At 70.0% G+C, this 20,686-nt stretch carries 22 protein-coding genes; 14 read left to right on the top strand and 8 right to left on the bottom strand.

The window, feature by feature from the left end:
- Nucleotides 1-176 precede the first annotated feature (176 nt).
- The 8 genes from ACLJT4_RS32750 (at nt 177) to ACLJT4_RS32715 (ending at nt 7,273) form a co-directional block, all read left to right on the top strand.
- Nucleotides 177-1,370 (top strand): molybdopterin-dependent oxidoreductase, encoded by a 1,194-nt coding sequence (locus ACLJT4_RS32750; RefSeq protein ID WP_411127897.1) that lies wholly within the window; start codon nt 177-179, stop codon nt 1,368-1,370.
- A 2-nt stretch (nt 1,371-1,372) separates the two neighbouring features.
- The gene (locus ACLJT4_RS32745) at nt 1,373-1,876 is read left to right on the top strand and encodes a hypothetical protein (RefSeq protein ID WP_411127895.1); all 504 of its coding nucleotides are present in this window, start codon (nt 1,373-1,375) and stop codon (nt 1,874-1,876) included.
- On the top strand, nt 1,873-2,550 hold the full coding sequence (locus ACLJT4_RS32740) for a class I SAM-dependent methyltransferase (RefSeq protein ID WP_411127893.1): 678 nt from the start codon (nt 1,873-1,875) through the stop codon (nt 2,548-2,550). The genes ACLJT4_RS32745 and ACLJT4_RS32740 overlap by 4 nt, the downstream gene beginning before the upstream one ends.
- Nucleotides 2,551-2,839: 289 nt before the next feature.
- A complete protein-coding gene (locus ACLJT4_RS32735; protein ID WP_411127891.1) occupies nt 2,840-4,669 on the top strand; it encodes a glycoside hydrolase family 15 protein in 1,830 nt (609 codons plus the stop codon).
- Nucleotides 4,670-4,771: 102 nt separating this feature from the next.
- Complete coding sequence (locus ACLJT4_RS32730; protein ID WP_411127889.1) at nt 4,772-5,158, top strand: YbhB/YbcL family Raf kinase inhibitor-like protein; 387 nt, start codon at nt 4,772-4,774, stop codon at nt 5,156-5,158.
- Nucleotides 5,070-5,366: a hypothetical protein gene (locus ACLJT4_RS32725; RefSeq protein WP_411128007.1), complete on the top strand. Its 297-nt coding sequence runs from the start codon at nt 5,070-5,072 to the stop codon at nt 5,364-5,366. The genes ACLJT4_RS32730 and ACLJT4_RS32725 overlap by 89 nt, the downstream gene beginning before the upstream one ends.
- Before the next feature lie 179 nt (nt 5,367-5,545).
- On the top strand, nt 5,546-6,379 hold the full coding sequence (locus ACLJT4_RS32720) for an alpha/beta fold hydrolase (protein WP_411127887.1): 834 nt from the start codon (nt 5,546-5,548) through the stop codon (nt 6,377-6,379).
- Between the two features lie 177 nt (nt 6,380-6,556).
- Nucleotides 6,557-7,273, top strand: coding sequence for a GntR family transcriptional regulator (locus ACLJT4_RS32715; protein WP_411127885.1), 717 nt, complete (start codon nt 6,557-6,559; stop codon nt 7,271-7,273).
- A gap of 126 nt (nt 7,274-7,399) precedes the next feature.
- Here ACLJT4_RS32715 and ACLJT4_RS32710 read toward each other — a convergent pair whose 3' ends face one another.
- Nucleotides 7,400-8,362, bottom strand: a complete 963-nt coding sequence (locus ACLJT4_RS32710; protein ID WP_411127883.1) for a MerR family transcriptional regulator — start codon at nt 8,360-8,362, stop codon at nt 7,400-7,402.
- A 100-nt stretch (nt 8,363-8,462) separates the two neighbouring features.
- On the opposite strand from ACLJT4_RS32710, the gene ACLJT4_RS32705 reads away from it, so the two are divergent.
- Nucleotides 8,463-9,677 (top strand): glycosyltransferase, encoded by a 1,215-nt coding sequence (locus ACLJT4_RS32705; RefSeq protein WP_411127881.1) that lies wholly within the window; start codon nt 8,463-8,465, stop codon nt 9,675-9,677.
- 94 nt (nt 9,678-9,771) lie between these two features.
- On the opposite strand, the gene ACLJT4_RS32700 is transcribed toward ACLJT4_RS32705, so the two are convergent.
- On the bottom strand, nt 9,772-10,233 hold the full coding sequence (locus ACLJT4_RS32700; RefSeq protein WP_411127879.1) for a carboxymuconolactone decarboxylase family protein: 462 nt from the start codon (nt 10,231-10,233) through the stop codon (nt 9,772-9,774).
- 38 nt (nt 10,234-10,271) lie between these two features.
- On the bottom strand, nt 10,272-11,195 hold the full coding sequence (locus tag ACLJT4_RS32695; RefSeq protein WP_411127877.1) for an NADP-dependent oxidoreductase: 924 nt from the start codon (nt 11,193-11,195) through the stop codon (nt 10,272-10,274).
- A 201-nt stretch (nt 11,196-11,396) separates the two neighbouring features.
- On the opposite strand from ACLJT4_RS32695, the gene ACLJT4_RS32690 reads away from it, so the two are divergent.
- On the top strand, nt 11,397-11,729 hold the full coding sequence (locus tag ACLJT4_RS32690; RefSeq protein WP_411127875.1) for a MarR family transcriptional regulator: 333 nt from the start codon (nt 11,397-11,399) through the stop codon (nt 11,727-11,729).
- A gap of 41 nt (nt 11,730-11,770) precedes the next feature.
- Here ACLJT4_RS32690 and ACLJT4_RS32685 read toward each other — a convergent pair whose 3' ends face one another.
- From ACLJT4_RS32685 to ACLJT4_RS32665, 5 genes are all read right to left on the bottom strand, one after another.
- A complete protein-coding gene (locus tag ACLJT4_RS32685) occupies nt 11,771-13,222 on the bottom strand; it encodes a CoA transferase (protein ID WP_411127873.1) in 1,452 nt (483 codons plus the stop codon).
- Between the two features lie 69 nt (nt 13,223-13,291).
- Nucleotides 13,292-14,029: a helix-turn-helix domain-containing protein gene (locus ACLJT4_RS32680; protein ID WP_411127871.1), complete on the bottom strand. Its 738-nt coding sequence runs from the start codon at nt 14,027-14,029 to the stop codon at nt 13,292-13,294.
- A 323-nt stretch (nt 14,030-14,352) separates the two neighbouring features.
- The gene (locus tag ACLJT4_RS32675) at nt 14,353-14,706 is read right to left on the bottom strand and encodes a UBP-type zinc finger domain-containing protein (RefSeq protein ID WP_411127869.1); all 354 of its coding nucleotides are present in this window, start codon (nt 14,704-14,706) and stop codon (nt 14,353-14,355) included.
- Entirely contained in the window at nt 14,703-16,178 is a 1,476-nt protein-coding gene (locus ACLJT4_RS32670) for an ATP-binding protein (protein ID WP_411127867.1), read from the bottom strand. Before ACLJT4_RS32670 ends, ACLJT4_RS32675 begins: the two co-directional genes overlap by 4 nt.
- Complete coding sequence (locus ACLJT4_RS32665) at nt 16,175-17,851, bottom strand: FAD-dependent oxidoreductase (protein ID WP_411127865.1); 1,677 nt, start codon at nt 17,849-17,851, stop codon at nt 16,175-16,177. The genes ACLJT4_RS32670 and ACLJT4_RS32665 overlap by 4 nt, the downstream gene beginning before the upstream one ends.
- Nucleotides 17,852-18,118: 267 nt before the next feature.
- On the opposite strand from ACLJT4_RS32665, the gene ACLJT4_RS32660 reads away from it, so the two are divergent.
- The 4 genes from ACLJT4_RS32660 (at nt 18,119) to ACLJT4_RS32645 (ending at nt 20,673) form a co-directional block, all read left to right on the top strand.
- Nucleotides 18,119-18,850 carry an SDR family oxidoreductase gene (locus tag ACLJT4_RS32660; RefSeq protein ID WP_411127863.1) on the top strand — a complete coding sequence of 244 codons (732 nt, stop codon included), beginning with the start codon at nt 18,119-18,121 and terminating at the stop codon, nt 18,848-18,850.
- 363 nt (nt 18,851-19,213) lie between these two features.
- On the top strand, nt 19,214-19,471 hold the full coding sequence (locus ACLJT4_RS32655) for a hypothetical protein (RefSeq protein WP_411127861.1): 258 nt from the start codon (nt 19,214-19,216) through the stop codon (nt 19,469-19,471).
- Between the two features lie 67 nt (nt 19,472-19,538).
- Complete coding sequence (gene fabD, locus ACLJT4_RS32650; RefSeq protein WP_411127859.1) at nt 19,539-20,387, top strand: ACP S-malonyltransferase; 849 nt, start codon at nt 19,539-19,541, stop codon at nt 20,385-20,387.
- Nucleotides 20,388-20,451: 64 nt separating this feature from the next.
- Entirely contained in the window at nt 20,452-20,673 is a 222-nt protein-coding gene (locus ACLJT4_RS32645; protein WP_411127857.1) for an acyl carrier protein, read from the top strand.
- Nucleotides 20,674-20,686: the final 13 nt, after the last annotated feature.

Below are 20,686 nucleotides of genomic sequence, written 5' to 3'. Positions count from 1 at the left end.
AGGGGCCTGCGCGGGGGCGTCTTGAACGCGTTCGCGCTGCCGTGGCGGCGTGGGTCGCCACGAGGGCCGCTCGTGCCCGGGCCCTCGTGCGGCGGGTCGAGCAGACTCCTCCGCCCCCGGGGCCGTTCCGTCCCGGCTTCTGGCGCAGTCCGCTCCGCGGACCTTGGCTGACGTCCGTGTTCGGCCTGGTGTTGCTGATCGGCATTCCATTGATCTTCGTCACCGGGATGCTCTCCTACGCCTCCTACAACCCGGGACTCGACCGCATCAACGACCAGACCCCGGGCAAGGGCCTGTTGGGGTTCTACCTCTTCGACTGGCCCACTCATCCTTACTGGCTGTACCGGTTGACCCAGGGCGTGCACGTGACGCTCGGCGTGGTCCTCTTGCCCGTACTGCTGGCGAAGTTGTGGTCAGTGATCCCGAAGCTGTTCGAGTGGCTGCCGGTCCGCTCGGTCGCTCACGCGCTGGAGCGGTTGTCCCTGCTCCTGCTGGTCGGCGGGGTGATCTTCGAATTCGTCACCGGCATCGCCAACATCCAGCTCTTCTACGTCTTTCCCGGCTCCTTCTACACCCTGCACTTCTACGGCGCCTGGGTGTTCATCGCCGCTTTCGTCGTCCATGTGAGCCTCAGACTCGGCCGGATGACCCGCGCTCTGCGCTCCCGCAGCCTGGCCGCGGAACTGCGCACCGACCTCGCCCACACCCGGCCCGAGCCCCCCGACGCCGACGGCCTGGTCCCGACCGCTCCCGCACCGCCGACGATGACCCGGCGCGGCGCGCTCGCCATGGTGGGCGGCGGATCGCTGCTCCTCCTCGTGGTCACCGCAGGACAGAGCATCGGCGGCTGGCTGCGCGACACCGCCCTTCTCGCGCCGCACAACCGTACTCCGGGCAGCGGCCCGAACGGCTTCCAGATCAACAAGACGGCAGCTTCCGTCGGCGTCACCCCCGCGCACGTCGGCCCCGCCTGGCGGCTGGAGATCCACGGCCCCGGTCCGACACTCGTCCTCACCCGCGCACAACTCCTCGCCATGCCTCAGCATGCCGCCGCACTACCGATCGCCTGCGTGGAAGGATGGTCCACCCCCAACCAGCAGTGGAGCGGTCTTCGGCTGGCCGACCTCGCCGCCCTGGCGGGCCTCCCCGACGCCGGGAGCGTCCTGGTGCAATCCGTCCAACCACCCGGCCCCTACAGTTCGGTGGTACTGAGGGGCAACCAGATCCACGACCCCCGCTCGCTACTCGCCCTCCGCGTCAACGGCGCGAACCTCTCGCTCGACCACGGCTTCCCGGCCCGCGTCATCGTCCCGGCCAACCCCGGCGTGAACAACACCAAGTGGGTGCACCGGCTCACCTTCAGGACCTGACCATGACGCGCTTCGTCCGCTGGTACGGCTCCAGCCCCCTCCACCTTCTCGTCCTGATCGCCTCGTTCGCCATCACCGGCTACGCCATGGTGCGCCTGTTCGCCGTCCGCCCGCTTGAGGTGGCGATCTGGTTCGTCGGCGCGGCGATCCTCCACGACCTGGTCCTGCTGCCCCTGTACTCGCTCGCCGACCTGTCGGCACACGCTGTCCTGCGGCATCGCGCCACCCGCATGCCACAACCACCGTGGATCAACTACCTGCGTGTGCCCGGCTTTCTCTCCGGTGTGCTCCTCCTCGTCTGGTTCCCCCTCATCTTCGCCTTGTCGACCCCCTACCCGGGTGCCACCCGGTTGTCCATGGACGTCTACCTCGGCCGGTGGCTGGCCATCACCGCCGTGCTCTTCGCCGCCTCCGCCGTGGCCTTCGCCGTCAAGCTCCGCCGCGTCCGGCGGGCCGCCCGCGCCGACGAGGAACGACCTGCACCGGGTCACGACGCTGCATCGTGACGACCGACGAGGACGGCTCGCCCCGCGCCGGGGAAGACCCTTATGCGCTCGCCCTTCGGGCCGGCCGCGGACCGGTGTACCTGCGGCTGGCGAACGGGTGCCGGATCCGGATGCCGGTGCATCGCTGGTACGCGCATCCCACCGAGGCCGACGAATCGGTGCTCACCCGCTGCGTCGACCCCGTCCTCGACGTCGGCTGCGGCCCGGGCCGGCTGTGCAGGGCGCTCCTGAGTCGCGGAGTCTTCGCGCTCGGTGTCGACGTCACCCCCCGCGCGGCGGCCCATGCCGTCGCCCGCGGCGGAATCGCTCTGTGCCGATCGGTGTTCGACCGGCTGCCGGCCGAAGGAGGCTGGCAGACCGTCCTGCTCATCGACGGCAACATCGGCATCGGCGGCGACCCGCGCGCCCTGCTGGCCCGGTGTATCCAACTCACCGCCCCGACGGGGCTTCTCCTCGTAGAGGTCGATCCCGACGAGGTCGAGGAGCGCTGCACCGCCCGGTTCGAAGACCTCCACGGCCGCGAGGGCCCGCCGTTTCCCTGGGCACGGCTGGGAGCACCAGCGCTCCACCGGATCGCCGAGAGCCTTGCCCTCAGCGTCACCGACCAATGGAGATACGGCCACAGACGCTTCCTCGTCCTCGGCCGCCGGGACCCGACCTCGGGACCTCGCTGATGAAGCGGGGCCGCCGCGCCACGCGGCAGCGGGGAGACACCACGTACGCCGACCGGCCGCCGAGCGCGGGGCGCGGCAGCACCCGGCCGTGCCACCCGGTCGGGGCAACCGTCGGCAACCGGCAGGTGCGATGCGTCGATCGTGCTGATTGCCTGGAGGCGAATCAGCTGTTCAGGGAGGCTGGGATTCATCACACCTGTCAGGCACCTGGGGAGACCTGCGGCCCAGGCAACTGTTCGCCTCGTCCCGGCCGGGACGCGTCCGGCCCAAGGCCGACAGGCTGCGACGTATGAGTACGCGGCCGATCGGTGACCACGCCCTGCTGTCCGACTGCCGCTCGGCCGCGCTGGTGACCTCCGACGGCTCGGTGGACTGGCTGTGCCTGCCCCGGTTCGACAGTCCGGCGATCTTCGCCCGGCTCCTCGACGAGGACGCCGGCCACTGGTCCATCTGCCCTACCGGCCCGGTCGACACCAGCCGCCGTTACCTCAAGGACACCCTCGTTCTGGAGACGGTCTTCCGCACGCCGGGGGGCACGGCGGTCCTGCGGGACGCCCTTGCCCTGGGACGGCGCGAACGCGGACACGCGCTCGGCACCGCGTCCCCCGGAACGCTCCTGCGGCAGATCACCTGCACCGAAGGGCGGGTGGACATCGAGATCGCCTACGCGCCGCGCCCGGAGTTCGGACTCGTCCACCCCCTCCTGTCAGCCGTCCGGGGCGGGCTGGCGGCGTACGGGGGCGCCCACGTCCTGCTGCTGTCGAGCCCCGTCGACCTGCGGGCGAGCGGCTCCACCGCGCACGGCCGCATCCCGCTCTCGGCCGGGCACCGCCTCGGATTCGCCCTCCACGTCGTGCCGGCGTGGGAACGGCAGTCGGTGGGCTGGCGGCCGGGGCGGATCCGGCACCGCATGGCCGACACCGTCGAAGGCTGGCGCTCCTGGTCGAAGCTCCACCGCGGCTACGTCGGCCCCTGGCAGGACGAGGTGGGCCACAGCGGACGCGTGCTGCGCGCCCTGACCTTCGCTCCCACTGGGGCCATCGTCGCCGCGGCCACCACCTCCCTGCCCGAGAAGGCGGGCGGGATGCGCAACTGGGACTACCGCTACACCTGGGTCCGCGACGCGAGCTTCACCCTGCAAGCGCTCGCCACAGCTGCCTGCGAGAAGGAGAAAAACCGGTTCTTCGACTTCCTCGCCCGGGCCGCGGCAACCCAACTCGACCGCGGCGTCGACCTGCAGATCATGTACGGCATCGGCGGCGAACGCGATCTGAGCGAACGGCTCCTGCCGCACCTCACCGGCTGGCGCAACAGCGGCCCCGTTCGGATCGGCAACGACGCCTGGCGCCAACGCCAACTCGACGTCTACGGCGAACTCCTCGACGCCGCCCACGAGTGCCTCCCATCCGGGGAGCGCCTGGACCCGCCCACCCGCGCCTTCCTGGTCCAGGCGGCCGACACAGCCGCCCGTCGCTGGACCGAGCCCGACCAGGGCATCTGGGAGCGACGCGGACCGAGCAGGCACTTCCTGCACTCGAAACTGATGTGCTGGGTCGCCCTGGACCGCGCCATCTCCATGGCCTCCGCCCTCCAGGCACACGAACGCGTGACCCACTGGCGACACGAGCGGGACAACGTCCGCCAAGCCATCGAAGAGCGCGGCTGGAGCCCACGTACGGGCGCCTTCACCCAGGCATTCGACAGCGACGAACTGGACGCCTCGGCGCTGATGCTCCCCATCGTCGGCTTCCTGCCTCCGCAGGACCCTCGCGTCCAGTCCACCGTGCTCGCCGTCGCGACCCAGCTCACCGACCGCAACGGCCTTGTCCGCCGCTACCTCGGCGACGAGATCGACGAAACGGAAGGAGCCTTCCTGCTCTGCACCTTCTGGTTCGCCCACGCCCTCGCTCTGACCGGCCATGTCCTCCAGGCACGGCAGGTGTTCCAAGCTGCACTCGCGCACGCCAACGACGTCGGCCTGCTTGCCGAGGAGGCGGACGCCGCCACGGGAGAAGCCCTCGGCAACTATCCCCAAGCCTTCAGCCACATCGGACTCATCAACGCCGCCCGCGCCATCCGCGACGCCGGGCAGCAGCACCCACCGCAAGGAGTCGAGTAAGGCCGGTCTCCGCCGTGGCTCGGGGACCGCCACACGTACACCGCCGGGGCGGACCAGCGTGGACGACGCATCTTGCGCACCCGCCTCTCTACAGTGGGCCGCATGCGAGGACACCCACCCCTGGCAACCGTCGCGGCCACGGCGGCACTGCTGGCCTGCGCTTCCTGCTCCGGCACGTCAGAACCCGCCCCCGGCGCACCCGCGTCCTCCACGGCCACCACGCGCACCACCACTGCGCCCAACGGCCCCCTCACCCTCACCCGGGGACAGGGATTCGACCGCACCGGGGCGTTCACCTCGCTCATGACCTGCGACGATCCAAGGGATTACTCGCCAGGTCTGAACTTCGCGAACGTACCGACCGGAACACGGGAACTCGCCCTGACCATGGTCGACCTCGATATCCACAAGATTCACTGGCTCCAACTCGGAATCCCCCCCAAGTGCCCACGGCATCAGCGCCCACCACCTTCTCCCAGGCGCCCGTGAGGCACTCAACGACTTCGGGGAGGCCACCTACGACGGGCCGTGCCCACCCCACGGCAGCACCCACAGGTACGAGCTGACGCTGTACGCACTCCACGCACCGATGCCCGCCTCCTTCGACGGCAGCACGCCGCCTGCCCAGACCCTGCAGGAGATCAAGCGGCGAGCCTTCGCCTCGGCGACGCTCGTGGCCCCCTACACGCGCCACTGACGAAGATTCAGCGATCAGGCAACCCAACGGGAGTGACTCCCCACCCCGAGCCAGTTCGGTCGTGCTCGATGTGAGATCTCAGTTTGCACTATAGAGATCTCACATGCCTTAATGCTGACAGTGAGTCCCTGCCATATGGCTGAACAGATCTCTGTACGCGATCAGCAAGGAGTTGAGCGATGACGATCTTCGAGCCGATCACGGGTCGCTATGTCGCGGTCAACGGTGCACGCACCTACTTCGACGAGGCCGGTGAGGGCGTCCCGATCGTGTGCATCCACCCGGGGGCCACGGACTCTCGGATCTACCGGCGCCTTCTGCCGTTGCTCGCCGAACGCGGATATCGCGCGATCGCGCCCGATCTTCCCGGGCACTGCCGTTCCTTCCCGGCACAGTGGCAGCCAGGGAGTTCCATTCACGACCACGCCGAGTTCGTGCACGCGTTCGTGCGCACGGTGCTGCCTGGAATCTCGCCCTTCGTGCTCGGCGCCTCTGTCGGGGGCCTGACGGCGCTGGACCTTGCCGCACACCACGGAGAGGGCTATCGAGGCGTCGTCGCGATGCAAGCAGCATCGTGGACACCGCTGTCGGCCGAGGCTGCCGCCTTGCTGGCAGGTCGGACGAGTGCGCCCGATGCCGGCTGGACGGATCACCTCGAGTACGCGGCGGTGACCTCGGCGAGCAAGAAGCTGACAGTCGAGCAGGAAACCGAGCTGAGGTGGCTTCAGCGCAGCACCTCCCAGCAGGCCGGTCAGTTCGACGGTCAGGCGTGGGCTTCGCACGATCTGCGCGGCCGACTCGGCGATGTGCGGTGCCCGGTCCTGCTCGTGCAGGGCACCGACGATTTCTTCGTGCAGGACGAGTTGGTCGATGACACGGTCGCCGAGATGGGCTCGGCGGCGCAGCTGCTGAGGGTGCCCGGCATCGGGCATTACCCGCCGCTTGAGGATCCGGAGTGGGTTGCGCAGGTCGCGGACACTTTCGTGATGCGGCTGACGGCAACGGCGAACTGATCGTCTGCCCTGGCCCCCATTTCGACACCCTCAGGCCTACGGGTTCGAGTGGGCCGCCGCAAGGTCCGACGAGGGAAAGGCCGACAGAGGGGCCAGGTGAGACCGGACCCCAGCGCCAACACCAACCACTAAGATCCGAGAACTTCTCACTGGGATATCAAGTCCTAGGATGGATGCGTGAAGTATCTGCCCGCCATCCTCAGCACGGACCATCCCAGCCTGAGCGCCACCGAGCGCGCATATCTCGCGATCAAGCGGCGGATCATCGAGCTTGACCTGGCGCCCGGCGCCCATGTCACCAAGACGGATCTGACACGGTTGACCGACGCCGGCACCATGCCGGTGCGAGAAGCTCTGACCCGACTGCAACGCGATGGACTGGTCGATGTGCTTCCCCGCTCGGGATACCGGATCCTGCCTGTGACCTTGAAGGGGGCACGCGATCTGTGCGCCTTCCGCAGGCTTCTGGAGACGGAGACCGCTGCCCTCGCGGCAGAGCGCGGCTGCCCGCAGGACGATCTCGCCCGCATGGAGGAACTGCTCGGCCAGTCCTACGAGCTAGGCGATACGGAGAGCATCGAGGCGTTCCTCCGCGCCACTCTGGAATTCGATGCGATCATCGCCGACAACTGCGGCAACGACAGACTGGCCCGGTCGGTCATCCAGGTCTTCGACGAGCTGGAACGAGTTCTGCGGATCACCTTGGGATCGCTTCCGTACTCGACATCAGCCGCGCATCAACGACGTGCGGTCTGGGAAGCGGTGCGCGACCGCGATCCGGTCGCGGCCCGAGCCGCCATGGACAACCGCACGCGAACCTCTCAGCAGCAGATCATCGACGCGCTCACAGCCAGCCCGTCGATCGCCGAGGCCAGTATCACCATCTCCCGATGAGACGTCTCCGATGGCCGCCGAGCCGGCCTTGGCCGCCCTCGACTGCGGCACTTCCATCGACCACCAGGTCGCATTCATTCCGTACGGGTTCGACGTGCTTCCTGCGGGCGGTGCGCCGGCCGTGGGTCAGTGCAGGGGCGGCTGGTCCGCAGATGGGAGGGGGCCGGTGATTTGTTGGTGCAGGGTGATGAGCGGTGCGGCGAGGTGTCCCTGACCGGAGGCGGTGGAGCGGGGTGGGGTGCCGCCGATGGCGCTGAGGGCGTGTCGCCAGTACCGCAGCGGGAACGCATCGGGGCGCGTTCCGTTGCGGAACTGGGTGCGTAGATGTGCGCGGAACGCCGGGCCGTCGTCGTGGCCGCCGATGCGGGCGTAGGTGCGTACGAAATGGTCGAGCGCTTCCGCGTGCTTGGTTGGGCAGCCGGAGTCCAGTGCCTCGGTCGCCAGCGTGCAGGCGTCCAAGATGCCGGCGTAGAACGACGCCACGTCGCCGACCTGGTGGCTCTGTGGTTGTCGGCGCCGGTCTTCCGCGGTGGTCAGGGCGTGCAGTTCGGCGTAGGCGAGGACGGTCGGGGTGGTCGGGGTGGCCGGCGGTGTGGGCACCGCGCCCTCGATGACGGCCTGGGCCAGGCGATGCGGCAGCCTGGTGGGGAGCGCCCAGTGCCAGTAGCGCGTCAGGTGGTCGTGGGCCTCATCGAGCCTGCCCACACCGGCGAGCAGCGCGAGGCGGCGCGGCTGTTCCGGTCCGGGGCAGTCCTCCAGGGCTTGCAGCGCCACCTGGCGCCAGGTCAGCTCGCGCATCTGCGCCTGGACGGTGTCCAGTTCGTGGGTGATGAGATCGGCCAGGGATCGTAGCCCGGTCGTCACCGCGGCGATCGCGGCGATCGGGGTGCCGAGGGCGCGCAGGCGCTGGATCAGCCGGAGGCGGGGCAAGGCGTCTGCGGCGTACCTGCGGTGGCCGCCGGGGCTGCGTCCGCTCTCGGGCAGCAGTCCGATGTCCGAGTAGTAGCGGATGGTCTTCACCGTCAGCCCGGTGCGCGCGGCCAGTTCGCCGATGCCGACCGTGGTCCCGCCGTGCGTGTCGTGCGTCACAGCTGGTTGAACCTCCCCCGTGCAGGAGCCATTAGCGTCCACGGCGACCGCAGCCCTTGGCGGTGTATCAGGGGCGGCACGCGCCGAGGAGGATCATCACATGCGGATTCTGATCGTCACCGCCGGTTCGCGGGGCGACGTCGCACCGTTCACGGGCCTGGGACAGCATCTGCGGGACGTCGGGCACCAGGTCGCCGTCGCCGCGCACCCGCCCTTCGCCGCACTCATCAACAGGTGCGGCCTGGACCACCGGCCGCTGCCCGGCGACCCGCGGGAGCTCATCCACTCCCGGGCCCAGGCGGCGTCGCCGCAGGAGGCACAGGCGATCACGGCGGTGTTCCTGGACCAGCTCGCGGACGGGGTGGTGACGGCCGTCGCGGACGGGGCCGACCTGGTGCTCACCGCGTTCGGCCCGGCACGGCTCAGCCGCGCGGCCGCGGAGGCGTTCGCCGTTCCCGTCATCGGCACCTACCTCGCACCAGCCTTCGCCACCCGGGAGTTCCCACTGCCCGGCGTACCAGCTGCGGACGACCGGGGACCGGACGGCAACCTCGCCGCGGGCGAGGCGCTGCTGGCGCAGGCCCGCGTACTCCAGGAAGGGGCCCTGGCTCGGATGCGTACCCGGCTCGGGCTGCCCGCGGCGTCGTCGCGGCCGGGCGCGGGCAGCCGGCCGGTCCTCCACGGCTTCAGCCCGCTGGTGGTCCCGCGCCCGGCGGACTGGCCGTCCCAGGTCGCGGTCGCGGGTTACTGGTGGCCCGCCCGGCCACACGGTTGGCGGCCCCCGGCCGAGCTTGTCGATTTCCTCCAGGCCGGTCCGCCCCCGGTGTTCGTCGGGTTCGGCAGCATGGCGCCGGGCCAGGGGGAACGGCTGGGGGAACTGGTGACGGCGGCTGTCGCCCGGACGGGGATGCGCGCGGTGGTGCAGGCGGGGTGGGCCGGGCTGGGCGCAGTCGGGGACGACATCCTGGCGATCGGCGACGTCCCGCACGACTGGTTGTTCCCTCGCACAGCCGCCGTCGTCCACCATGCCGGGGCGGGCACCACCGCGGCTGGATTGCGCGCCGGAGTACCCGCCGTGCCGGTACCTGTCATGGCCGACCAGCCGTTCTGGGCAGCCCGACTGCACCAGCTCGGAGTCGCCCCCCGACCGCTGCCGTTCGATGAACTCACCGCCGAAGCCCTCGGGGCGGCGATCACTGCCTGTGTGACCGTCCCGGCCCTCCGGCAGCGCGCGGCCGAACTCGCGCGCCGCATCACCGCGGAGGACGGCGCCGCCGCAGTGCTCGCCTACGTCGCCGCCGCATGCGACGGCTGAGGACGGTCAGTCCCATACCGCTCGGCACCGGGACGATCGCGGCGACGATCCACCATCGGTGCCGGCGAACTGGCCACCGTGACGGGACGCTTGTTCAGTCGCCCGTGACGGGGTATCGGCTGGTGATGGCGACGCGGTTGAAGGCGTTCATCACGTTGGTCAGCCACGCGACCGCGGAGAGCTGCTCGTCGGTGAGCACTTCGGTCGCGGCCGCGTAGTCGGCGTCGGGAACGTGTCCGTCGGAGATGCGGGTGATGGACTCGGCCAGGCGAAGGGCAGCGCGCTCCGTGGCGGTGAAGCAGCCGGCCTCGGCCCAGGCGGGCAGGACGGCGAGGCGGTCGGAGTTCTCGCCCTTCTTGAGCGAGTCGCGGGTGTGCATGCGCAGGCAGAAGGCGCAGCCGTTGATCTGGGAGACGCGGATCTTGATCAGCTCGACCAGGAGCGGGTCCAGGCCGGCGGCGGCCGCACTGTCCTCGGCGGTGGTCGACAGGGCGAGCAGGGCCTTGTAACTGGCCGGGTGCTGCTTGCCGATGTTGACGCGGCTGTGCTCGGTCATGGTTCCTCGCTTGGCGTGGGTTGTGCGGGTCTTCGGGACTACTGGTGGTCTGCGACGCGGATGATCGTCTTGCCGGGGGTGCGCTTGGCGGGGGCGAAGGCGTCGACGGCCTCTCCCAGGGGACGGACGGCGCCGATGATCGGCTTGAGACGTCCCTCGCGTACGCGGGCGGCGAGGTCGGCGAGGCGGGTGCGGTCGGGTTCGACGACGAAGAAGACCGCGCGTCCGTCCTCGGGGTGGACGGTGACGGGGCGGGCGATGGTGACGAGCGTGCCGCCGGGACGGAGCAGGGCGGTGGACCGGTCGAGGACGTCGCCGCCGATGACGTCGAAGACGACGTCGACGTCGCCGATGGCTTCGAGGCGTTCGGCTTGCAGGTCGACGAAGGTGTCCGCGCCGAGGCCGAGAGCGGTCGTACGGTCGTCCGCGCGGCCGGTGCCGATCACGCGGGCGCCGGCATCACGGGCCAACTGAACGGCGAGGGATCCGACGCCGCCCGCGGCGCCGTGGACCAGGGCGGTCTGGCCGGTGGTCAGGTGGGCGTGATCGAACAGGCCCTGCCAGGCGGTGAGCCCGGAGACGGGCAGGGCCGCGGCCGTGACGTGGTCGATGTCGGCCGGCAGCGGGGCGAGGTTGCGGGCCTCGACGGCGACGTACTGGGCGAGCGAGCCGTTGCGCGTCCAGTCGGCGAGGCCGAAGACGCGTTGGCCGATGCTCAACCCGGTGGTGCCGTAGCCCAGTTCCGTCACGACGCCGGACAGCTCGTGGCCAGGCACGCTGGGTGTGCGGTCCCGGCCGGACCGGTCGGTCCAGGTGCCGGGCCAGTCCAGCTCACCGGGGGTGAACCCGGCGGCGTGGACGCGCACGATCACGTCGTTCTCGGCGGCGTGCGGATGTGGCAGGTCGGTGAGGGTCAGACCACGGATGCCGGCGTCGCGGTCGTGGACGGTGATGGCTCGCATGAGTGGTTCCTCGCGGGGGAGGGGGCGGGACGCTGCGTGCGGCACCGCACCGGTGACGCCTGTTTCGTCATGCTGCAGAGCCTAGACGTCGGCTGGTCCAGGGAACTGGTGCACGTCGCGGCCTTTTGGGTGGGCCATTCGCGCCCGAGGCCCCGTGCGTGAAAAGTCCACAAGTAACTCGGTGAAGTAGGTGAAGTAGCTGTGCGATTTTGGGCTGGAGTCCTGACCGAGAACCCCGGGCCGCAGGAGACCGCCGCGACCGCACAACGCCTCAACGACGCGATCAAGCGGCTTCGGGCACGGCTGCGCACCGAGTCGGGGCAGCACGCGACCGGGCCGAGCGCGACCCGGCTCGGCGTCCTGGCAAGCGTCGTGCGCGAGGGCCCCGTCACCGCGGCCCGGCTCGCCGCCGCCGAACACGCCAGCGCGCAGGCCGTCGCCCAGAGCCTGGCGGCACTCAAGGCCGCGGGCCTGGTACACAGCCAGCCCGGCCCGAAAGACGGCCGCAAGAAGCTGATGTGGGCTCATCGCTGACCTCGGCCGAGGGGCTGCGCCTCCCTCGCCCCCGCACGCCCTCACACAGCGCTCTGGAGCCACTGGAGCGCAGCAGACCCGAGTGGGGAGCGCCGGCCGGGCTGGGGGACCGGGCGGCCGCTGTAGGCGAACGGTGTGGCCGGTTCGGTGAGTGGGCCGAAGTCGGTCGCGGTGGTCGAGAGTGCGGCCAGCGGTGTGCGCCCGGGCAGGGGAAGGTCGATGACGTCCTCCCGTGCCAGCAGCCCGAGTTCCTGCACCCAGTGGCACACTCCGGCCAGGGTCACGCGGATCCGCCAGGAGCCGCCCTCTGTCGCACGTCGACGCAGGACCGTGGCGACGGCGGCAGCGCCGAGGTAGGCCGCGAGGTAGTCGTTGAGCAGGTACGTCGGCGGCAGCGACGGGCGGTCGGTCCACTCTTCCATGGCGAACCCGGTTGCGGAGCAGGCGAGTTGGTCGAACCCGCCACGTTCGCCCCAGGGGCCTTCGGCGCCCCAGGCATGGTATTCGAGGGTGATGAGCCCGGGGCGGCGCCGGACGAGTTCCTCGGTCGACGCCCCGTGTCGGGCGAGCCCCCGGTAGGCGTGCACGAAGACGTCCGCATCCTGGAGCGCGTCGTGGAAGGCCGCACGGTCGTGAGCGTCGCGCAGGTCGCAGTAGGCGTTGCGCTTGCCGCCGCCGGTCATGGCGATCATCGGGATCGGGTCGGGGCGGTCGGGACGCGTCAAGTGCAGCACGTCGGCGCCGAACTGGGCGAGCAGCCGCGTCGATACCGGACCCGCTATGACGTGGGTGAGGTCGAGTACCCGGAGGTTCGTGAGCGCCTCGTCGGCCGCACCGATCGGTTCCAGAGGCCGGACCGGACCGTCACCGACGCGTTCGATCTCGACGACCGGGCCCTGCGCGACGTACCGGCCCGCGGGGTGCGCCAGCCACTCGTCCCGGCTGCGCACCGCACAGGCGACGCCGCCCCGGGCACAGATGGCCTCCTCCAGCGTGAAGGCGTCCCAGTCGGCCGTGGCCCGCGCGATGTCCACCTTGTCGAGTCCGCACCTCAGCACGGAGTGGACCGCGTCACGCAGGTGCGGATAGGTGGCGATGATAAAGATCCAACGACCGTCGCGCGCCCGGTAGAAGTCGTTGTTGCCGAGCAGCGCCGGATCGTCGAGCAAGGCACCGATCGGGCGCCCCGACAGCGTCGTGTGATACGTCGCCATGAGCTGGTCGATCGCTGCCCCGGCCCGCACCTCCACCTTCTGGTGCCGGTGACCGCGCAGTTCACCGACGGCCGCCGTCTGCCGACCGAAGACACCGATCGCGGCGGACATGGCATCGGCGAGGCGGTGCACCGAGGGCACGACGGGATCGGCCCCGACGACGGTGATGTCCTCGGCTCCCCGAACCGGGTCGGGGTCGCCGAGGGTGCGCAGCAGTTGGGAGACCAGCTCGGGCGTCGGCGGTGTCTGCTCGGTCGTGGTCAGCGTGTGCGGAGTCATGCCGGGATGGTCGTTCCCAGCAACGCACGAGTGCCCGGATCCACGGATATCCGTGAATCGATGCGGATGTCACGCCCGCTTCTCCTGAAGGTGCGCGAGGAGCCGGGCCGCCGCCCGGTCCAGGCGCAGCCGCTCCGAGCGGCCGCGACGCCGGTGCATCAAAGCCAGGGCCCCCGTGACGACGGGCCCATCGGTGACCGGGAGCGCAAGCGCGCTGACCTCCGGATCGGCCAGACCCTCGCTGCGGCTGATCCGCGACGACCGGATCGACGGAAGAGCGCAGCGGAACTCGGCGACCGCCTCGGGGTCATGGCCGGCCAACTCGTCGAGCAGCCCCCGGCGTTCCGCCTCGTCGGTGAAGGCCAGCAGCAGACGGCCCGCGGCGGTACGCAGCAGCGGCCGGGCCAGATGCTGGTCGGCGAGCGGGACGAGGCGGGGAATGTGGTCCTCGCCGCCGCGCGCGAGGTACACGGCGTCGAGCCCGACCCGCACCGTGAGCAGCACCGGGGTACCCGCGACGCGGCTCAGTTCGTCGAGCTCGGCCTGGCTGATCCGCGGGACGACCCGGCCGGCGATGAGGTTGAGGACGTGCGGCGCGGGCCCGAGCCGGAAGCGCCGGTGCTGTTCCAACAGAAACCCCGTCGCGACAAGGCCGTTGACCAGATCCTGCACCGAACTCGCCGGCGCCCCGACCGTCCGCGCCAACTCGGCCACCGTCACCCCACCCGGCGCCCGCGCGGCCGCCTCCAAGACCCACGCGACCCGGTCCACCGTACGGTGATGCTGCCGGCGTCCGTGCCCGCTCATCCCACCCCACCTCGTCCCACCCCACCTCGGATGCATCCGCCGTCTCGCCGGCGGGATGCTCCGTCGTGGTTTTGCTCCGCTTCTGTCCTTGGACAGTGAAGTTAGTCGACGGTGGCTTCGGGACCTCCCAGGACCGTCCTAACAGGACGTCAGCGAGCGGAACCGCAGCCGTCGACCAGGCCGCGCGGAGGTCGGCGAGTCGGTGTGCCGGACGAGAGGGGGCTCTGATGGAGTGCATTCCAGCGGCGGCCTTGGACGGTGGTGCGATCATGATCTGGTACCTGGTGAGCAGGCGCAGCGAGGCCCCGTTGGCGGAGTCTTCTTTAGGGATGGAGCAGGTCCGGCCAGTTCCGCGGGACACGGTCGGCCGGTCCCGGGGTCGGCTGGGCGGCCGGGTGGCTGGTCGGCGGTGCCAGTTCCGGTCCGGACTCGTACAGCACGTCGGTGGCGTAGTTCCAGTACCACTCCTCACCCGGCTCGAAGCTCTGCACCACGGGATGCCCGGAGGACTTCCAGTGGGCGGTGGCGTGCTGGGCCGGTGACGAGTCGCAGCAGCCGATGTGGCCGCACTGCGCGCAGCGCCGTAGGTGGAACCACCAGCCCCCCACTGCGTCGCAGTCCGCACAGCCGGTGCCGCTGGGCGGGGCGCTCGCCGCGATGCCGTCGATGTCGGTCATACGGACTCCTCGGTGGTCGTGGTCGTGGTTGCGGCCTCGGGCTCGGGGGCGGTGAGCGGCAGCAGCACCTGGAAGCGCGTGTCGCCCGGTACGGACTCGACCTGGAGGCTGCCGTGGTGCTTGTTGACGACGATCCGCCAGCAGATGTCGAGGCCGAGGCCGGTCCCCTCCCCGACCGGCTTGGTGGTGAAGAAGGGGTCGAAGACGCGACTGCGGATGTCCTCGGGGACGCCGGGGCCGGTGTCGCGGAACTCCACCAGGAGTCGGTCGCCCTGCCTGGCCGTGCGGACCGTCAGGGTGCCGTCGTGGCCCGTGCTGCCGATGGCGGCCACCGCGTTGTCGATGAGGTTGGTCCACACTTGGTTGAGTTCCGCCGGGTAGGCGGGTACTTCGGGGAGGGAGCGGTCGTAGTCCTTGACCACCCTCACCCGAGGGCCGATCTTGCCGGACAGCATCAGCAGCGTGCTGTCGAGGAGTTCGTGGACGTCGACGTCCCGGTGTGGGGCGCGGTCGAGCTGCGCGTACTGCTTGGCCGCGTCCACCAAGTGGGAGATGCGGGTGGTGGAGTCGTCGATCTCGTCCATCAGCAGCTCGGTCTCGACCGTGTAGTTGAGCCAGCCGATCGCCGCAGGCAGGATGTCGTCGCCCACGGTCGCCGCGACCTGGTCCAGCCAGTCCGTGTCCAGCCCGGCCTGGACGAAGGCCGGCGCGATCCGCCAACTCTCCGGGATGCCGTGCTCCTCCAGCCAGTCGGCGAGTTCGTCCTCCCGGTCGGACGTCTCCAGAGGGGTCAACACCGGTGCCTTGGCGACGCGTTCGGCGGTGCGTTCCTGGATCTCGATGAGCTCGGCGAGGGCCTCGCGGGAGTAGCGGCCCTGGGCTATCACCGACAGTTTGTTCCGCATCCTGCCGACCCGTTCACGCAGCGCCGCGGTGGCGCGGACGGCGGCCGCGGCCGGATTGTTGAGCTCGTGCGTGAGCCCGGCGGACAACGATCCGAGCGCCAGCAGACGTTCCCGCTGACCGATGGCCCGCTGGGTGTTCTTGGAGCCGAAGAAGAGCCCCTCCAGCAGGTGCGTCGGCATCGGGAACCACTCCCGCATCACGTCCGCGAACGACCGTGCGGGCAGTACGAAGAACCGGGTCGATTCGGTCACCCGCATGGAGTTGATGTACGTCTGTGGGACCTGGTCGCCCAGATACGCCTGCATGGCCCCCGCGTACACGCCGCGCTGCGAGGTCCGGCTGACCTCCACATCGTCGCCGCCGACCCGGCGGGACAGTACGACGGTTCCCTCGACCATCACGTAGAAGCAGGTCGCCGGGTCGCCCTCGGTGTACACCGGGCCGGGTTCGAACCGTTCCATCCGTCCCTCGGAGCACAGCCGTCCGAGCTGCTCCGGGGAGAGTTTCTCGAAGAGGAACAGCGAGCCGATCTCGTGCGGGTCGCAGGCCATGACCTGTGCATTCATGACTGCTCCAGGAAGCGGTGGACGAGCATCACGGCCATGGCTCCCTCTCCCACGGCGGACGCCACGCGCTTCGCGGACCGGGCGCGCGCGTCGCCCGCCACGAACACACCCGGGATGCTGGTCTCCAGGTGGTAGGGCGGCCGGTCCAGTGCCCATTCGGGAGGGGGGCGCCCGTCCGGCGTCAAATCCGGTCCGGCGAGGATGAAGCCGTTCTCGTCGCGCAGCACAGTCCCGCCGAGCCAGTCGGTCAGCGGGGCGGCACCGATGAAGACGAACATCCACTGGGCATCGACGACTTCGGTGCCGCCGGTCACGGTATCCCGCAGGGTCAGCCGTTCCAGGTGCTCCGCGCCGTGCGCTTCCTGGACGACGGTCCGGGGCCGCACGGTGATGTTCGGGGCCTCGTCGATCTGCTGGATCAGGTAGTACGACATCGACGCCGTCAGGGACTCCCCGCGCACCAGCATGGTCACCGACTTCGCGCCCCGCGCCAGGAACACCGCCGCCTGCCCGGCGGAATTCGCGCCGCCGACGACGTACACGTCCTGGCCCTCACAGGACGACACCTCGGTGAGGGACGAGCCGTAGTACACCCCGCAGCCGGTCAGCTCGTCGCATCCAGGCGCCCCCAGCTGCCGGTACGACACACCGGTCGCCAGGATGACGCTGTGCGCGGCGACCGCTGAGCCGTCGGAGAAGCGCACGACGCGCGCCGGACCGTTCACCTCCAGCCCCGTGACCTCGCGAGCGGTGAGGATCTCGGCGCCGAAGCGGCTCGCCTGGCGGCGGGCACGATCGGTCAGCTGCGCACCGGACACGCCGTCCGGGAAGCCGAGGTAGTTCTCGATGCGGGAACTCTGTCCGGCCTGTCCGCCGGTCGCCGACCGTTCGACCAGTACGGTCCGCAGCCCCTCGGAGGCCCCGTACACCGCCGAGCCCAGTCCGGCCGGGCCGCCGCCGATGATGACGAGGTCGTAGAACGCGGCGGTCGGCGTGGTCGCGAGCCCCACGTGGGCGGCCAGTTCGGTCGGCTCCGGCTCGATCAATGCGGTGCCGTCCGGCGTGATCACCAGGGGGAGCCGTCGGCCGTCGGCCCCGGCCGCCGCCAGAAGCCGCTGTCCCTCCGGTTCGTCGGAGGAGTACCAGCGGTACGGCACCTGGTTGCGGGCCAGGAATTCGCGCGCCCGCGAGGAGGGGGCGGACCAGCGGTGCCCGACCACCTTGGTGGCGGGTACCGGCCGGTAGTCGCTGGACCGCCAGGCCGTCAGGAGATCGTCCACGACCGGGTAGAGCTTCTCCTCGGGCGGGTCCCAGGGCTTGAGGAGATAGTGGTCGAGGTCGACGACGTTGATCGCGTCGATGGCGGCGTCGGTATCGGCGTAGGCGGTCAGCAGCACGCGCCGCGCCCCCGGATACACGCCGAGGGCTTGTTCGAGGAATTCGATGCCGTTCATCTGCGGCATCCGGTAGTCGGCGAGGAGCACGGCCACCAGGTCGCCGCGCAGCTTCAGCTCGCGCAGCGCCTCCAACGCGGATGCGCCGGACTCGGCACGGACGATCCGGTAGCCGCCGCCGTAGCGGAGCCGCAGGTCGCGGGCGATGGCACGGGAGACTCCCGGGTCGTCGTCCACCGTCAGGATGACGGTCCGCATTGCGTCGGTGGCCTGTGCCATGCTCCTCCGCCCTGAGCGCTCCCGACGGCCGGCACGACGGGCTGCCCGCGCCCGCTCCCGACCATCGTATGTTCGATCGATCCGGACCGCTTCGGCTGCTACGGCCCGTGTGGCCCGGGTGACCTGAAGGTGGCAGATCGCCGCCGAGCCAGCGCAGCACGGGTGTGTCACGGGGGCCCCGGCTGGCCGGGCACGGCCCGCGTGCGCCGCACACCGAGCCGTCGCAGGCTGGGGCATGACCCAGCGGTACGCGACGAAGGGTGACCGATGAAGTTCGCAGTGATCGGCGGCACGGGCCTGATCGGATCGCAGGTCGTGAAGAAGCTGAACGCCGCAGGACACGAGGCCGTGCCGCATTCCATGTCCACGGGCGTCGACGTGATCACCGGGCAGGGTGTGGAGGAGGCCGTGGCCGGCGCCGACGTCATGGTCAATCTGACGAACTCCCCGACGTTCGACGACGCCTCCCTCGCGTTCTTCCAGACCTCGATGGAGAACCTGTTGGCCGCCGGCCAGAAGTGCGGGGTCGGGCACGCCGTCATCCTCTCGATCGTCGGCACGGACCACGTACCCGGCCTCGCCTACTACCGGGCCAAGACCCTCCAGGAGGACATCCTCAAGGCCGGGCCGGTCCCGTACTCGATCGTGCGCGCCACCCAGTTCATGGAGTTCGTCGCCGCGGTCCTGTCGTGGACCACCGAGGGTGGCGTCGTCCGACTGCCCACCACTCCGGTCCAGCCGATCGCCGCCCAGGACGTCTCGGACGCCGTCGCCGAAGTCGCCGCGAGCACCCCCCTGAACGGCACTCTCAACGTCGGCGGGCCCGACGTCTTCCCCCTCGACGACCTCGGACGGATCACCCTGAACGCCCGTCCCGACGGTCGCAGCGTCGTCACCGACGACACCGCCGGCATGTTCGCCGCCGTCAGCGGCGACGTTCTCACCACCAGGGGCGACGCCCGTATCGCCCCCACGCACTACACGGACTGGCTCTCCTGACCTGCGAGCTCCAAGGGCTTGAACGAGACCGTCGACGATGAATCCGTGCGTGAAAGCCCCTCACCAGCAGCTATGCCTGATCGGGTATACCGGTGATCGGAACAGGCATTATCCGGGCGTGGCTCGGCTCGCCAAGATGTTCGTACGAGAGGGCGCTGTCGGACGGCGAAGCTTGGAGGTCATCAGCGTGAGCGACGTACGGCCCGCACCAGCGGGGCCGCGGCACTGGGCGCACGACGTCAGCGGGTGGTTCGACGAGACGGGAGTGCGCTTCCCCCTGGTCCATCCGGCGGACGGTGCAGTGATCGGAACGGTTCCCGAAGCGGACGCCGGAACGGTCGACCGTGTGGTGCGGGCCGCGCGGTGGCCGACACCGGCAAACCGGCGTCGCTGGCCCGCAGCGTCGACATCCCCTGGGGGATCGCGAACTTCCGTGCCTACGCCGACCTGGCCTGGGGGCGCCCGGAGCAGGCGTTCGCCATGTCGGTGGCTGAGGGAACCCGGGGGCTGAACTCCACGGTGCGGCCCTCGTTCCGGGCTCGCTCGGCTGTCCTTACATGCCTGCGGTCCGTCGTTCGCCCGCGGTGCGAGATGCGCGCCGCGGAAGCGGACGGGCCGTGAATTCCCTGTGGGATCCCGAGGTTGATCAGGCGTGCCCACCGGACGAAACGCACGGAGTTGAAAACTCATGGCTTTCGCAGTGTTGATTCCCGGCCAGGGCTCACAGTTCCGTGGCATGGGGCAGGACGTCTTCCCGAAGTATCCGGGAGTGACGCAGTTCGCGTCCGACCTGCTGGGGTACGACCTGGTGGCACTGTGCCGGGACGATCCCGGCGGCCGGCTGGCCGACACCGCCTACACGCAGCCGGCCCTCTTCGTCGTCAACGCCCTGCACCTGTTCGAGCGGGAGCGGCGCGAGGAACGCACCGCCGATTACTGCCTGGGACACAGCCTCGGTGAGTACAACGCCCTGATGGCGGCGGGCGTCCTCGATCTGGAGACCGGTCTGCGGATCGTGCGCAGGCGTGCCGAGCTGATGGCCGAGGCGGTCGGGGGCGGGATGACCGCGGTGATGAACACCTCGGAAGCCCGACTGGCGGAGATCTTCGCGGAGGACGGCGTCGAGGGCGTTGACGTCGCCGCCTTCAACACCGACGCACAGGTGGTCGTCGCGGCCCCCGAGCGGGTGCTGGAGGCGGCGCACGCCGCGCTGCGGAACAGGGGGGTGAGGTTCGTTCCGCTGCGGGTCGGCGGCGCGTTCCACTCCCGCTATATGGAGTCGGCGCGATGCGAGTTCGCCCGTTTTCTGGAGGGTTTCTCCTTCGGCGCGCCGCGGGTTCGCGTCATCTCGAACGTCACGGCACGGCCGCATGAGCCCGGCAGGATTCGCGAGCGGCTGGCCGAGCAGCTGGTAAGGCCGGTCCGCTGGACCGACAGCATCCGGTACCTCATGTCGCGCGGCGAACTGGAATTCCAGGAAGTCGGCGGAAAAGACCTCACGCGGATGGTTCAGCACATTCGTACCGTCGGCGCGTGACAGCGGTTTTCGACGAACAGTGAAGGGTTGGGGAATGGGTAGGAGAGAGAAGATCAGGGACTATATGGAGGATCGGTTCCTGGTCGAGTTCGGTGAGGACGTCACGCCGGACACCGACCTTTTCAAGGCCGGTGTCATGGATTCCTTCGGTTACTTGCAGCTCATGGATTTCCTGGAAGCTGAGTTCGGCGTGAAGATCTCATCGGACGAGATTCTCGGAAACATTTTTGTGTCGCTCGCCACGATCGACGATTTCATGGCCGAAAAGATTGAATTGAACGCTTAGGTAGGGGAATTCG

It is taken from the genome of Streptomyces sp. x-19 (assembly GCF_046549115.1).
GTDB classification, from domain to species: domain Bacteria; phylum Actinomycetota; class Actinomycetes; order Streptomycetales; family Streptomycetaceae; genus Streptomyces; species Streptomyces albulus_C.
This window is presented reverse-complemented; position numbering and strand designations above follow the sequence as displayed.

Coding starts and splice junctions, on each gene's coding strand:
- ACLJT4_RS32745 (WP_411127895.1), top strand. CDS start 1,373: ATGACGCGCTTCGTCCGCTGGTACGGCTCCAGCCCCCTCCACCTTCTC.
- ACLJT4_RS32735 (WP_411127891.1), top strand. CDS start 2,840: ATGAGTACGCGGCCGATCGGTGACCACGCCCTGCTGTCCGACTGCCGC.
- ACLJT4_RS32730 (WP_411127889.1), top strand. CDS start 4,772: ATGCGAGGACACCCACCCCTGGCAACCGTCGCGGCCACGGCGGCACTG.
- ACLJT4_RS32720 (WP_411127887.1), top strand. CDS start 5,546: ATGACGATCTTCGAGCCGATCACGGGTCGCTATGTCGCGGTCAACGGT.
- ACLJT4_RS32705 (WP_411127881.1), top strand. CDS start 8,463: ATGCGGATTCTGATCGTCACCGCCGGTTCGCGGGGCGACGTCGCACCG.
- ACLJT4_RS32700 (WP_411127879.1), bottom strand. CDS start 10,233: ATGACCGAGCACAGCCGCGTCAACATCGGCAAGCAGCACCCGGCCAGT.
- ACLJT4_RS32695 (WP_411127877.1), bottom strand. CDS start 11,195: ATGCGAGCCATCACCGTCCACGACCGCGACGCCGGCATCCGTGGTCTG.
- ACLJT4_RS32685 (WP_411127873.1), bottom strand. CDS start 13,222: ATGACTCCGCACACGCTGACCACGACCGAGCAGACACCGCCGACGCCC.
- ACLJT4_RS32680 (WP_411127871.1), bottom strand. CDS start 14,029: ATGAGCGGGCACGGACGCCGGCAGCATCACCGTACGGTGGACCGGGTC.
- ACLJT4_RS32675 (WP_411127869.1), bottom strand. CDS start 14,706: ATGACCGACATCGACGGCATCGCGGCGAGCGCCCCGCCCAGCGGCACC.
- ACLJT4_RS32670 (WP_411127867.1), bottom strand. CDS start 16,178: ATGAATGCACAGGTCATGGCCTGCGACCCGCACGAGATCGGCTCGCTG.
- ACLJT4_RS32665 (WP_411127865.1), bottom strand. CDS start 17,851: ATGGCACAGGCCACCGACGCAATGCGGACCGTCATCCTGACGGTGGAC.
- ACLJT4_RS32660 (WP_411127863.1), top strand. CDS start 18,119: ATGAAGTTCGCAGTGATCGGCGGCACGGGCCTGATCGGATCGCAGGTC.
- fabD (WP_411127859.1), top strand. CDS start 19,539: ATGGCTTTCGCAGTGTTGATTCCCGGCCAGGGCTCACAGTTCCGTGGC.
- ACLJT4_RS32645 (WP_411127857.1), top strand. CDS start 20,452: ATGGAGGATCGGTTCCTGGTCGAGTTCGGTGAGGACGTCACGCCGGAC.